Source organism: Deinococcus fonticola (assembly GCF_004634215.1).
GTDB lineage: Bacteria > Deinococcota > Deinococci > Deinococcales > Deinococcaceae > Deinococcus > Deinococcus fonticola.
The window spans coordinates 39,953-52,780 of the sequence record NZ_SMMH01000016.1; the positions used below are offsets into that span (position 1 = coordinate 39,953).

The window sequence follows — 12,828 nt, forward strand, 5'->3', positions numbered from 1 at the left end:
TCTGTCGTCCCCCTTGTCCTCTGCTCCTTCCTGTCCTCGTGCGCTCCGCGAGTGCTCAGCGCGCCCGGCTGGGAAATCGACGCCCTGAACACCAAGGCAAGCGTGAAACTGGTGAACGCTGCCGAGTTCGGCTTCTGCAAGGACAGCCTGGTGGGGTGCAGCGTCCCTATGGGCCAGGGCTGCGTGATCATGCTGGATAAAACGTACTTCCTGAACGGCACCGATCGGCAGAAAGTGCTGCTGCTGGCGCACGAGTTCGGGCATTGCCTGGACGGCTCGCGGCTGCTGTACTCGCACAACCGGTTCGGGGATGCCGGAAAAATTTACGGTCAGTACTATGCGCCTGCCTCGGAAGGCTTCGCCGAAGCCTATGCCCGCGCTTACCTGGAGAAGTGCGGCACGAACCTCGCTCCACTCGGCTGGGGAAAAGGCGAAAAGTGCGAATTGCCAGATCCGAAGCAGGTCACGGCACAGAACCTCCTGAAGTAGCGCGGGGGCGCGTGCCTATCCCGCCCGTCCTGCCCCGTCTCTGCCGGGCGGTAGGCTGCGGCCATGAGTGGTGACGGTCTGCCGGAACAATTCGATGTGGTGGTGCATCCCGCCTCTTCTCTGAACGGGGCGCTGCGGGCGCAACCCAGCAAGAACTACACGACGCGTTATCTGCTGGCGGCGGCGCTGGCGCCCGGGGAAACGCGGGTGGTGGGCGTGGCGACCAGCGAGGACGCTGGGGCCATGCTGCGTTGCCTGCGCGACTGGGGGGCGGGCGTGGAGCTGGTGGGCGAAGACGCCGTGATTCGCGGGTTTGGCGCGTCCCCCAGGGCGGGCGTCACCCTGAATCCGGGCAATGCCGGGGCGGTGGCCCGCTTCCTGATGGGGGTGGCCGCGTTGACCACGGGCACGACGTTCGTGACGGACTACGCCGATTCGCTGGGGAAACGGCCGCAGGGCGATCTGCTGGACGCACTGGAGCGGCTGGGCGCCCGGGTCGGCAGCAACGCGGGGAAATTGCCCATCACCATTTCCGGCCCGGTGCGCGGGGGTGTTGTTGAGGTAAGTGCGGAGAAGTCCAGTCAGTACGCCTCGGCGCTGATGTTTCTGGCCCCGCTATTGCCTGCTGGCCTGGATTTGCGACTGACAGGCGACATCAAGAGTCACGCCCCTCTGCGGCAGACGCTGGACACGCTGGCCGCGTTCGGCGTGCGCGCCAGTGCCAGCGATGACCTGAGCCGCATTTCCATTCCGGGCGGGCAGGTGTACCAGGCCGGGCGCGTCCTGGTGCCGGGCGATTACCCCGGCTCAGCCGCCATTCTGAGCGCCGCTGCCCTGTTACCCGGCGAGGTGCAGCTCTCCAACCTGCGCGAGCATGACCTTCAGGGCGAGAGAGAAGCCGTGAATGTCCTGCGCGACATGGGGGCGGCCATCGTGCGCCAGGGGGACACGCTGGTGGTGCGCGGCGGGCGGCCTCTGCGGGCGGTGACGCGCGACGGCGACTCCTTTACCGACGCAGTGCAGGCCCTGAGCGCCGCCGCTGCTTTCGCGGCGGGCCAGACCACCTGGCAAAACGTCTCCACCCTGCGCCTGAAGGAGTGTGACCGTATCAGCGACACCCGGCGCGAACTGGAGCGGCTGGGCCTCACGGCGTCCGAAACGCAAGGCAGCCTGAGCGTGACGGGAACGGCGGAACTGGCGGGGGGGCTCACGGCGGACGGGCACGGGGATCACCGTATGATCATGCTGCTGACGCTGCTGGGCCTGCGGGCGGCGGCGCCCATCACGATTACCGGGGCGCATCACGTCCGCAAGAGTTACCCGCTGTTCTTCCGGCATCTGGAAGCGCTGGGGGCCAGATTCGATTATCTGCCCACCGATACCCAGTCCGATTGAATTTCGCAAGATGAGGGATGAAATCTGAGCCGCGCGAGAAGGAGCTGGACGCGTTCTGGGCGTGGAGTTTGCAAGTCAGGTCTATTCCGATTTACGAACGAAGCCGATGGAAGCCCTATGACGCGCATTGAATACGTTTTCTTGGATGGCGTCCCCAACCGGGCGCGGGACAATTGTCACCTCTTAAACTGAGTGCATCTTCCTGAGTTTTTCTCGATGACGACATCGATTTCAAGGAGGTTGATGCAGCATGACGACCCTACCCAGACCGTCCAGCAGCCCGTACACCAATCCCGACGTGATCGGCGACTCGCCCGCCTGGCTCAGCTTCATCTGGATCGCCTTCAGTGTGGCGCTGGGCCTGATGATCGTCGGCATCTACTTCCTGCCGGTGGACTGGTGGATCAAGGGTTACCTGTACATGGGTACGCTGTTCCTGACCGCCAGTACCCTCACGCTGTCCAAGAGCCTGCGCGACCGGCACGAATACGAACGCCTGGTCAACCGCGTGAAATCGGCCCGCACCGAACAGGTACTCAGCCAGTACGAAAGCTGAGGCATCAGGCCGTGAATCCTAAGACCAACTAAACCGTTTTTTCCGGCACCCGGCGCAGTTTCTCACGGCTGGGTGCTCTGCTGTTGAAATGAAGAAACTGTCCCTCACCCTGCTGGCCGCGCTGGGTGTCAGTGCCTGCGCCCAGACACCCGCCGCCCAGACACCCGCCGCCCAGACGACCGCCGCACAGGTGCCCTCCGATTTCAAGGTCAACGTATTCGCGGACGGTTTCGATCAACCACGTTACCTGGCCCTGGCGCCCAACGGGGACATCTTCGTAAGCGACCCCGGTAAGGGTGAAATTGTCGTGCTGACCGATGCCAACAAGGATGGCAAGGCCGAAGGCCGCACGGTGTTTGCCGCGGGCCTGAACCGCCCCTTCAGCATCGAATTCCACAGGAATTACGTGTACGTGGGGAACACCAACGGCGTGGTACGCTTTCCGTATAAATCCGGTGACCGCAAGGCCACGGGCGCGGCCGAGAAACTGATCGACCTGCCGGAGGGCGGACACTGGACGCGCACCGCCGTGTTCGGGCCGGACGGAAAACTGTACGTGTCGGTGGGCAGCACCTGCAACGTGTGCGAGGAAACCGATGCGCGCCGCGCCGCCATCTGGGTGTACGACGAGAACGGCAAGAACGGAAAGGTTTACGCCACCGGCCTACGCAATGCCGTGGGCCTGGAGTGGTCGGGCAACCAGCTTTACGCCACCAACAACGGGCGTGACCAATTGGGCGACAACCTTCCGCCCGAAGGTTTCTACAAGGTCAAGGAGGGCGGTTTCTACGGCTGGCCGTACTGCTACACCACGCAGGCCGGGCAACCCCAGGTGTGGGACAAGGATTTCGGACGCAAGAACGCCGACACCTGCAAGAAAGCCACGCCCGCCTTTGCCCTGACCACCGCGCACTCCGCGCCGCTGGGCCTGGCCTTTTACACCGGCAATACCTTCCCGGCCCAGTACAAGGGCCAGATGTTCGTCGCCCTGCACGGCAGCTGGAACCGCAGCCAGAAAAGCGGCTACAAGGTCGTGACTGTGAACCCGCAGACCGGGAAGGTCACGGACTTCATGACCGGCTTCCTGAAAGGCCAGAACACCCAGGGCCGCCCCGTCGACCTGGTGGTCGCCGCCGACGGCAGCCTGCTCCTCTCGGACGACGGCACGGGGAAAGTCTGGCGCATTCAGTACGGTAAGTAAGGAAGGAAGCTAAGGCCGGGGCAAGGGAGGTTCCGGCCTGCCTGCTGTCCACTTCTCTGGTTGGCTTCCTTCTGCGGATGCGGTGCTTGACCTTATTTCGCACCGTCCAGGGCCTTCTTTGTCAGCGCCGGCTCACTTTTCTGTTTCAGTCTGGCAGGTCACGTCGATGGTGGGGTGCTTCTTCTCGAACTGCACGGTCAGCACGCCATTCTTCACGGTGGCTTGCCCGGTCTGCGGTAGCACTTCCTGTGGAAAAGTCAGCTTGCGGGTAAACGTGCCGCCGGGGCGTTCGGCGCTCAGGCGGTGCTCGGGGGTGCTGCGTTCACCCGTGATGGTTACAGTGTCGCCCTGCTCCTCCAGCGCCAGTGACTCGACGTTGACGCCCGGCACGTCCATCAGCAGCAGCAGATGGGTTCCGGCGTCCACCCAGTCGGCGGCGGGGTGCCAGGCGCCCGGCTGGCCCAGGTTCTCCACGCCCTCGCGGATGGTCATGAGTTGTTGCAGTCTCGACAGCACCGGCTCGTTCATGGAGTGCAGCGTAGCAGAGCCGCGCTTCTGGCAAAATTGGCGGAGTGACACTTCTGCCCCTGCCTGTCCTGACCGCGCCCACCGCCGCTGGCAAATCCAGCCTGGCGCTGGAACTCGCGCGGCAGTTCGACCTGGAAATCGTGTCGGCCGACGCCTTCACGGTCTACCGGGGGCTGGACATCGGCACCGCGAAACCGAACCGGGCAGAGTTGCGCCGGGTGCCCCACCACCTGATCGACGTGGCCGACGTGACTGAGAATTTCGATGTGGCGCAATTCGTGACGCTCGCACAGAATGCCCTCCAGGACATCCTGAACCGGGGCCGGATTCCGCTTGTCGTGGGCGGAACCGGGTTTTACCTGTCGGCGCTGATCCGCGGCCTGCCCCTGACGCCCCCCAGCGTGCCTGCCGAACGCGAGGCCGTCGAACAGGACTTGCAGCGGCGCGGCCTGGACGCCCTGCTCCTGGACATCGAGCAGGTCGACCCTGCCGAGGCGCGGCGCATGGAGCGCAATCCGCGCCGGGTCGTGCGGGCGCTGGAGGTGTACCGCCGCAGCGGGCGCTTTCCGGGCCAGTTCGGGTACAGCACCCCCGCTTTCCAGTACGCGGTCACGGCTTTCACGCGCCCCGGCGAGGAACTGGAGGAACGTATGAGGCAGCGCACTCAGGCCATGCTGGCGGGCGGCTGGCCCGACGAAGCTGGGTGGCTGGCGGCGCAGGTCGACCCGGACGCCGATCCCCGGCCCACCGCGTGGCAGGCACTGGGGTACCGCGAGGCGCTGGGCGTGGCCCGTGGTGAATTGAGCGTTCCGGAGGCCGCAGAGCGCATTTTCCTGGCGACCCGGCAGTATGCCCGGCGGCAAGTTACCTGGATGCGCTCCCAGCTGGGCGTGTCGGTCGTGACCCCCGAGGCGGCGCAGCAGGCGCTGAGGGAACACTTGAAGAATTGGTAAAGCCCTGGAGCCACACCTGGAAGAGTGCGTCGAGCCCGTCTTTCCTGGCGCGGAGGGCCGCAGGCTGGCCCGAGGGAATGGATGTGTGCCGGGGGCCAGGGCAGACGCACCTGCTGCTGGGCGCTAAAGTAAAGGAGCAGTTAAAAGCTGCTGGAAGCGAAAGAATTTACGTTCGTCACCCCTGCCCGCACCGCACGGATTGACGGTCACGCACGGAGTCCAAGCATGAAACCAAGAATTCTCGGCATGATTCTCGCCGGTGGGCAGGGTTCCCGCCTCGCTCCCCTCACCCAGAAACGCAGCAAACCCGCCGTGCCGTTCGGCAGCAAGTACCGCATCATCGACTTCGCCATCAACAACTTCATCAACAGCGGCGTGTTCTCCATTTACGTCCTGACGCAGTACAAGGCCCAGAGCCTCACCGAGCACATTCAGCGCGGCTGGCGCTTCGGCACCTTCCTCAGCGACTACTTCATTACGCTGGTGCCCGCGCAGATGTACCGCTTCGAGGAACTGGGCGCGGCGTGGTACCGGGGAACCGCCGACGCCGTGTACCAGAACATGCACCTGATCGACAACTACGAGGCCGATTACGTCGCTATTTTCAGCGGTGACCACATCTACAAGATGAATGTGGAACACATGCTGGAAAAACACATCGAGGCCCGCGCCGACATCACCATCGCCGCTTACCCCATGCCGCAAAGTGAAGCGCACCGCTTCGGCGTGATGCAGGTGGACGACCGCTGGCGCGTCACGGAATTTCTGGAAAAGCCCAAGAATCCCCCCGGCATCCCCAGCGACCCGCAAACCTCCCTGACCAGCATGGGGAACTACATCTTCTCGCGCCGCGCCCTGGAAGAACTGCTGGAAGCCAGCATCAGCGGCCAGGAGGACGGCTTCGATTTCGGTCAGGACGTTATTCCCCGCGCCCTGTCGGACGGGTACCACGTGCAGGCCTACGACTTCCACAAAAACCCCATCCCCGGCCAGACCCGCCCGAACACCTACTGGCGCGATGTGGGTACCCTCGACGCATATTTTGAAGCCAACATGGATCTGGTGTCGGTGAACCCTGAATTCGACATCTACAACCCGGAGTGGCCGCTGCGCACCAGCAGCGAGTTCTCACCGCCCTCCAAGTTCGTTCACGAGAGCGAAGGCCGCAAAGGACAGGCCTTCAACACGATCATGGCCGGGGGCGTCATCATCAGCGGCGGCACCGTCAGGGACAGTGTGCTGGCCCGCAACGTGCGCACCCACTCTTACTCACTCGTGGAAAACAGTGTCGTCTTTGAGAACGTGGTCGTGGGCCGCCACGCGCACGTGAAGAACGCCATTATCGACAAGAACGTGGAAGTCCCGCCCGGCGTCAACATCGGCGTCGACCCCGAAGAAGACCGGGCGCGGGGCTTTACCATCACCGAAAGCGGCGTGGTGGTGGTGCCTAAGGGGTACAGCTTCTAGACGAAGCCGCTTTGCCGAGCCGTCCGGGTTGTTGCCCTGGGCGGCTTTTCCTTGAATGCTGCCAGCCCATACCCGGCGAGGGTTAAGGAGGACGGTGCCTGAGGTTGGGTAGATGGTCAGCGGAAAAAGCAGGTGGGAGCCAGCGCAAAGGCCGAGGCTCCCACCTGCTCTTACTGGTCTTCGCTTAAATCATGACGGGTTCGGTGTAAATGCCGTACACGGCTTTCAGGGTGTCCATCTGCTCGCCCAGGGTGCAGTAGGCGTGGGCACATTCCAGGAAGGCAGGCATGCTGTTCGCGCCGGTCACGGCGGTGTCGCGCAGTGCGGCCAGGGCCGCGTCGGCACGCTGCGGGTCGCGTTCGCGCTTAACCTGCGCGAGGCGGCGGGCCTGAAGTTCCTCGACGGCGGGGTCGATGATCTGAATGGGGACTTCCACGGCGTCCTGCACGAACTCGTTGACGCCCACGATGATGCGGTCTTTCGTTTCCACTTCACGCTGGTAGCGGTAGGCGGCCTCGGCCATTTCGAGCTGGAAGAAGCCGTTGTCGATGCCGGCCTCCACACCGCCCATCATGCGAATCTGCTCGATGTACCCCATGGCGGCGGCCTCGATGTCGTCGGTGAGTTTCTCGACGTAGTAGCTGCCGGCCAGCGGGTCGACCACGCCGGCCACGCCCGTTTCGTAGGCGATGATCTGCTGGGTGCGCAGGGCGATGGCGGCGCTCTCCTCGGTCGGAAGGGCCAGCGCCTCGTCGAAGGCGTCGGTGTGCAGGGATTGCGTACCGCCCAGCACGGCCGCGAGCGCCTGAATCGCCACGCGGGCAATGTTGTTCAGGGGCTGTTGCGCGGGCAGGCTCACGCCCGCCGTCTGGCTGTGCGTGCGCAGCATCCAGCTCTTGGGGTTCTTCGCGCCGTAACGGTCGCGCATTTGCCGTGCCCAGATGCGGCGGGCGGCACGCAGTTTGGCGATTTCCTCGAAGAAGTCGTTGTGAATGTCCCAGAAGAACGAGATGCGGGGCGCGAACTCGTCGATGTCCAGACCGCGCTCCAGGGCTTTTTCCACGTAATGAAAGCCGTCGGCCAGCGTGAAGGCCAGTTCCTGCACGCCGGTCGCGCCGGCCTCGCGGATGTGGTAGCCGCTCACGGAAATGAAGTTCCATTTGGGAACGATTTTCGGCCCCCACTCGAAGGTGTCGATCACCAGTTTCACGCTGGGCGCCGGCGGGTAGATGAATTCCTTCTGGGCGATGAATTCTTTGAGGATGTCGTTCTGAATGGTGCCGCCGACCCTGTTCAGGTCCTTGCCCTGCTTCTGCGCGTTGGCGATGTACATGGCCCAGATGGCGTTTGCCGGGCTGTTGATGGTCATGGACGTGGTCACGGCTTCCGGGTCGATGCCCTGGAACAGAATTTCCATGTCCGCCAGGCTGCTCACGGCCACGCCACACTTGCCCACCTCGCCCTTGGAAAAGGGGTGGTCACTGTCGTAGCCCATCAGGGTGGGCAGGTCGAACGCCGTCGACAGGCCGGTCTGCCCGGCTTTGAGCAGCGAGTGAAAGCGCTCGTTGGTCTGCTCGGCACTGCCGAAGCCCGCGAACATCCGCATTGTCCAGAGCTTCCCACGGTAAACGCTGGACTGCACGCCACGCGTGAACGGGAACTCGCCGGGGTAGCCCAGGTCGCGTTCGGCGTCCCAGTTTTTCAGGTCATCCGCCGTGTAGATCGGCTCCGGCTCCATGTCGGACAGGTTCTTGAAGTTGTATTTCCGCTCCGGGAATTTCTGCGTGGCGGGCTGGTAGACACTCTGCATCCACTCGTTCTTGGTCTTCATGCGGCCTCCTCGGGGTGGCGAAACACCGAATTAAAACACGGAAACTAACACTCGTTAGGTTGGGGAACAGGGTAGCAGAAACCGCGAAACCCCACCCGCTGCCTGAGCACACGGCCACCACCCTACGCCAATTGACGTAAGCGCCCAGACACCTCCCCTGACTATCCTTTGAACCTCAGTTCGGCAGCTGAAATCACGGGATGGGGGAGATTCACACTGAAAAAGATAAGGAGCCGGCAAGGTCAGACCGTCAAACGGCCTGCACGTCCAGCCGCAGGAAAGGCGGGAGCTTCGCAGGCTGGCCGAACCGAAAGGAAAACGGCCAGCCATACGCCGGGTAGGAGACAGAGGCGGCACAATCCCTCGACGTCATTCTTCAAAAAGCGCTGTTTATGTTGAGGTCGCCGCATCTCGCCCTTTACGCCGCCGTGGCCCGGCTGGGGTTCCGGCGACAGTTCGCCTACCTGCCTGCGGCGGTGTGGGGCATGGTCACGAACGTGTTTTTCGGGGCGCTGCGAATCGCCGTGTTGCTGGCCCTGTTCGGAAAGCAGCCGCAGGTGGCGGGGTACACCGCGCAGGACGCCGTGACCTACGTGGCCCTGACGCAGGTGTTCATCGCCTCGTTCAGCCTGTTCGGCTGGTACGACTTCATGCGCACCATTCACCGGGGCGAGGTCGCCACTGATCTGCTGCGCCCCTTTCACCTGCTGGGGTACTGGGCCGCGCAGGACGCCGGGCGGGCGGCGGGGCAGTTCGTGGTGCGCGGCGCGCCCATGCTGCTTCTTTTCCCGTTGGTGTGGGACATGAAGTGGCCCGCCCAGCCGCTTTTGACGCTGATCAGTGTGCTGCTGGCGTGGGCCTGCGGCTTCGCGTTCCGCTTTCTGGTGAACTGCGCGGCCTTCTGGTCGGCGGATGCCGTGGGCATCGGGCGCCTTGCCTGGGCCGTTCTGGGGCTGGGCTGCGGGTTTTTGATGCCTCTGGCCTTTTTCCCCGAGTGGTTCCGCCAGACCCTGGGCTTCACGCCGTTTCCCGCCATGTTGAACGCCATGGTGGAACTGTGGGTGGGCCTGAAAACAGGGGCGGCCGCCTGGGAAGCTGTGGCCCTGCAACTGGGGTGGACGCTGGCGCTGTTCGTGCTGGCCGGAGTGGTGCTGGCACGCGGCCTGAAGCGGCTGGAGGTGGCGGGTGGCTAGGCTCTGGTTAACTAGGCTCTGGAGTGACTTTCGGCACCACGTAAAGCTGTACTTCCTGCTGCTTGGCGCCCAGGTACGTTCGCAGGGTGTTTACCGCGTGTCGTTCGCGCTGGACGCCGCCTCGACGGCCCTGATCACGCTGGCGGAATTCGCGGCGTTCGCGCTGGTGCTGCCGCGCTTCGGTTCGCTCAGCGGCTGGACACTGGGCGAGGTGGCGCTGCTGTACGGCCTGGCGGAACTGAGTTTCGTGGTGATGGACCTGCTGTTCGGCGGCTTCGACAACCTCGGCACGCACATTCGCAGCGGCTCGTTCAGCACCTTTCTGCTGCGGCCCGTGCCGTTGCCCCTTCAGGTGTTCGGGTCGGATTTCGCCCTGCGCCGCCTGTCGCGCGTCATTCTTGCCGCCGGCATCCTCGCTTACGGCCTGACGCACGTCAGCTTCCCCTGGAGTGCCGGGAGTGCTCTGCTGCTTCTGAGCAGCATGGTCGGGATGATCGCCTTTTTCGGCGGTCTGTTCGTCATCGGCGGCACGGTCACCTTCTGGACGGTGGAGAACGTCGAGGCCATGAATGTCCTGACGTACGGTGGGCGCACCCTGATCAGTTACCCCATGGACATTTACGGCCACCTGCTGCGCAAGACCTTCACTTACGTCCTGCCTGCCGCGTTCCTGTCGTACTTTCCGGTGCTGCACCTGCTGGGCCGCCCGCTGCCCGACGGTCTGCCCGGCTGGGTTGCCTTTCTGTCGCCCGTAATGGGCAGCCTGATGCTCGCGGCCGCTTTCGCCTTCTGGAAAGTCGGTGTGAGCCGTTACCAGGGCACCGGGAACTGAGGGGGCTCAAAGGATTTCCCGCCCCTGTTTTTCTATCTTCCACGCTCCAAAGGAGTCGCTTCTATGATCGATGTGCAGCACCTGAACAAGGCCTTCAAGGGCAAGCCCGCCGTGCAGGACGTTTCTTTCTCCATCACTCGCGGTGAGATGGTCGGTTACCTGGGGCCGAACGGCGCCGGGAAATCCACCACCATCAAGGTGCTGACGGGCCTGCTGGTGCCGGATTCCGGGGTGGTGAGCGTGGGCGGCCTGGTGCCGTGGCGCGAGCGGCGCCGGCACGTGGCGCGGCTGGGCGCGGTGTTCGGGCAGCGCACGACTCTGTGGTGGGACTTGCCGGTGCGCGAATCGCTGGAGCTCCTGCGCCACGTGTACCGCGTCCCACGGGAAAAGTTCGTGGAGAACCTGCGGGCCTTCACGGAACTGCTGGAACTGGGGCCGTTCCTGAACACGCCTGCCCGGTCACTCTCGCTGGGGCAGCGCATGCGGGCCGACCTGGCGGCGGCCCTGCTGCATGACCCCGAACTGCTTTTTCTGGATGAACCGACGGTGGGCCTGGATGTGGTCGCCAAGGAACGCATCCGCGAGTTCGTGCGCCACATCAACGCGCAGCGGGGCGTGACCGTGCTGCTGACCACGCACGACCTGGGGGACGTGGAGCGGCTGGCGCGGCGCGTCATGATCATCGACACCGGGCGGCTGCTGTACGACGGTGACCTGCCGGAACTTCAGGCTCGCTACGGCAGCGCCCGCGAACTGATCGTGGATTTCGAGGAAGCGCCCGCCGCTGCGCCCCTGCCCGGCCTGGAGGTGCTGGAGCACAGCGGCCCGCGCGTCCGCTACGCCTTCAGTGGCCCGGCCGCCGTGCCCATCGCCCGCGTTACCGCCCTGGCCCCGGTGCGGGACATCACCGTGAAGGAACCCGACATCGAGGCCACCATCCGCCGCATCTACGAGGGCAAACTGCTGGCCGGCGTTTAGGGCCGCCACCAGGGGAGGGGGGCTCTTTCCCTGCTGTGGCAGCGTTGAGAAAGCAGCGTTGAAAAAGCGGGCCGGAAAAAGCACGGCGAGGGCGGAAAAAGCGGGGGTATAGCAGGATAAACTGGGCGGCATGACCCAGCCGCCCGCCGCTCCGCGGAACAACATCACCGTCGTCAACCTGCTGCCCGTGGCCCTGACCGTGATCGCGGTGCTGCTGCTGCTGAGTTTCTTCGGCCAGGTGGCCCCCTCGCTGCTGGCGATCACGCTGGCCCTGATCCTGGCAACAGCCCTCAACCCACTGGCCCGGTATTTCGAAAGGTTTATGCCGCGGGCGGCGGCGGCGGGCGTGACCGTGCTGCTGGTGCTGCTGGGCCTGGTCGGCATGGGGTTTCTGGCCTTTCCGCCCATCGTGTCGCAACTGGCGGGCCTGAGTGACAACCTGCCCACCAACTCCACGCAACTGGTGGCCACCGTCAAACCCTGGATTCACGCTCACCCGCAGGTGGCCGCCGTAATCGGCGACGACACCCTGACCAGGCTGGGCGCGCAACTGAACACCCTGGCCGGCAAACTGGCCGGCATGCTGCCCAGCGTGGCTGCCCTGATCGTCGGCGGGGTAGCGACCGCGTTGGTCACGCTGGTGATGGTGGTCTTTGCGCTGGGGAACCCCGTGCCGCTGGTGAACGGGGCGCTGGGGGCGGTGCCGCCTCGCCACCGCGTGAAGGCCACGCAGGCGCTGGCGCAGATGCTCAAGCAACTGGGGGCCTGGGGCCGCGCCACCATGCTGATCATGCTGGTGACCGGCACCATCACCTCGCTGGGGTTCTGGGCGCTGGGCGTGAACAACTGGCTGGTGTTCGGCATCCTGGCGGCGCTGGGCGAACTGATTCCCACGCTTGGCCCCATCGCCGCGACCATTCCCCCGGTGCTGTTCACGCTGGCCGAGAACCCCGAAAAGGCGCTGTTCGTGCTGATTTTCGTGGTGGCCTTCCAGCAGTTCGAGAGTTACGTCCTGGCCCCTTTCCTGATCGGCGGGGCGGGCGAACTGCATCCCCTTTCCACCACCATCGGGATTCTGCTGTTCGGCGGGGTGTTCGGGCTGACCGGCGCTTTCCTGACCGTGCCTTTCCTGATCGTCATCAAGGCGCTGTACCAATACTTCTACCTGAAAGACGCGCCCGACATTCCCGACGCGGTGGCCATGGCCCTGATCAGCGGCAAGGTCGAGGAACAGCTCGACCGCGAAAAGGAAGCCAACGCCGAAACCGAGAAAGCCCTTCAGGAAGCCCGTGATGCCGAATTGACCCGCCAGGCCGAGGAGGGAGAGCTGGACTTGCAAGCGGTGCTGGAAGACCCCGCCCCCGACACGCCGACTGAACCCAGGCCGCCACAATCCTGAAACGGG

12 protein-coding genes are annotated in these 12,828 nt (G+C 64.4%); 10 read left to right on the forward strand and 2 right to left on the reverse strand.

Annotated elements, in window-relative coordinates:
* Positions 1-51 precede the first annotated feature (51 nt).
* The 4 genes from E5Z01_RS10950 (at position 52) to E5Z01_RS10965 (ending at position 3,641) form a co-directional block, all read left to right on the forward strand.
* Positions 52-489, forward strand: coding sequence for a hypothetical protein (locus E5Z01_RS10950; RefSeq protein WP_240738312.1), 438 nt, complete (start codon positions 52-54; stop codon positions 487-489).
* A 63-nt stretch (positions 490-552) separates the two neighbouring features.
* Complete coding sequence (aroA, locus tag E5Z01_RS10955; RefSeq protein ID WP_135229398.1) at positions 553-1,884, forward strand: 3-phosphoshikimate 1-carboxyvinyltransferase; 1,332 nt, start codon at positions 553-555, stop codon at positions 1,882-1,884.
* A 250-nt stretch (positions 1,885-2,134) separates the two neighbouring features.
* Positions 2,135-2,440: a YiaA/YiaB family inner membrane protein gene (locus E5Z01_RS10960; RefSeq protein WP_119762279.1), complete on the forward strand. Its 306-nt coding sequence runs from the start codon at positions 2,135-2,137 to the stop codon at positions 2,438-2,440.
* An 88-nt stretch (positions 2,441-2,528) separates the two neighbouring features.
* Positions 2,529-3,641 carry a PQQ-dependent sugar dehydrogenase gene (locus E5Z01_RS10965; RefSeq protein ID WP_135229399.1) on the forward strand — a complete coding sequence of 371 codons (1,113 nt, stop codon included), beginning with the start codon at positions 2,529-2,531 and terminating at the stop codon, positions 3,639-3,641.
* A 132-nt stretch (positions 3,642-3,773) separates the two neighbouring features.
* Here E5Z01_RS10965 and E5Z01_RS10970 read toward each other — a convergent pair whose 3' ends face one another.
* Positions 3,774-4,169, reverse strand: coding sequence for an Hsp20/alpha crystallin family protein (locus tag E5Z01_RS10970; RefSeq protein ID WP_135229400.1), 396 nt, complete (start codon positions 4,167-4,169; stop codon positions 3,774-3,776).
* A gap of 44 nt (positions 4,170-4,213) precedes the next feature.
* On the opposite strand from E5Z01_RS10970, the gene miaA reads away from it, so the two are divergent.
* Positions 4,214-5,122, forward strand: coding sequence for a tRNA (adenosine(37)-N6)-dimethylallyltransferase MiaA (miaA, locus tag E5Z01_RS10975; protein WP_135229401.1), 909 nt, complete (start codon positions 4,214-4,216; stop codon positions 5,120-5,122).
* 225 nt (positions 5,123-5,347) lie between these two features.
* Positions 5,348-6,589 carry a glucose-1-phosphate adenylyltransferase gene (glgC, locus tag E5Z01_RS10980; RefSeq protein ID WP_135229402.1) on the forward strand — a complete coding sequence of 414 codons (1,242 nt, stop codon included), beginning with the start codon at positions 5,348-5,350 and terminating at the stop codon, positions 6,587-6,589.
* 184 nt (positions 6,590-6,773) lie between these two features.
* On the opposite strand, the gene E5Z01_RS10985 is transcribed toward glgC, so the two are convergent.
* Positions 6,774-8,420, reverse strand: a complete 1,647-nt coding sequence (locus E5Z01_RS10985; protein ID WP_135229403.1) for a methylmalonyl-CoA mutase family protein — start codon at positions 8,418-8,420, stop codon at positions 6,774-6,776.
* Between the two features lie 392 nt (positions 8,421-8,812).
* Between E5Z01_RS10985 and E5Z01_RS10990 the strand changes: the two genes are divergently transcribed.
* The 4 genes from E5Z01_RS10990 to E5Z01_RS11005 all read left to right on the forward strand — a co-directional run bounded on the left by E5Z01_RS10990 (position 8,813) and on the right by E5Z01_RS11005 (position 12,822).
* Positions 8,813-9,613 carry an ABC transporter permease gene (locus E5Z01_RS10990; protein ID WP_135229404.1) on the forward strand — a complete coding sequence of 267 codons (801 nt, stop codon included), beginning with the start codon at positions 8,813-8,815 and terminating at the stop codon, positions 9,611-9,613.
* The gene (locus E5Z01_RS10995) at positions 9,606-10,445 is read left to right on the forward strand and encodes an ABC transporter permease (protein WP_135229405.1); all 840 of its coding nucleotides are present in this window, start codon (positions 9,606-9,608) and stop codon (positions 10,443-10,445) included. Before E5Z01_RS10990 ends, E5Z01_RS10995 begins: the two co-directional genes overlap by 8 nt.
* Before the next feature lie 63 nt (positions 10,446-10,508).
* Positions 10,509-11,423 (forward strand): ABC transporter ATP-binding protein, encoded by a 915-nt coding sequence (locus E5Z01_RS11000; protein WP_135229406.1) that lies wholly within the window; start codon positions 10,509-10,511, stop codon positions 11,421-11,423.
* A 130-nt stretch (positions 11,424-11,553) separates the two neighbouring features.
* Positions 11,554-12,822 (forward strand): AI-2E family transporter, encoded by a 1,269-nt coding sequence (locus E5Z01_RS11005; protein ID WP_135229407.1) that lies wholly within the window; start codon positions 11,554-11,556, stop codon positions 12,820-12,822.
* Positions 12,823-12,828 lie beyond the last annotated feature (6 nt).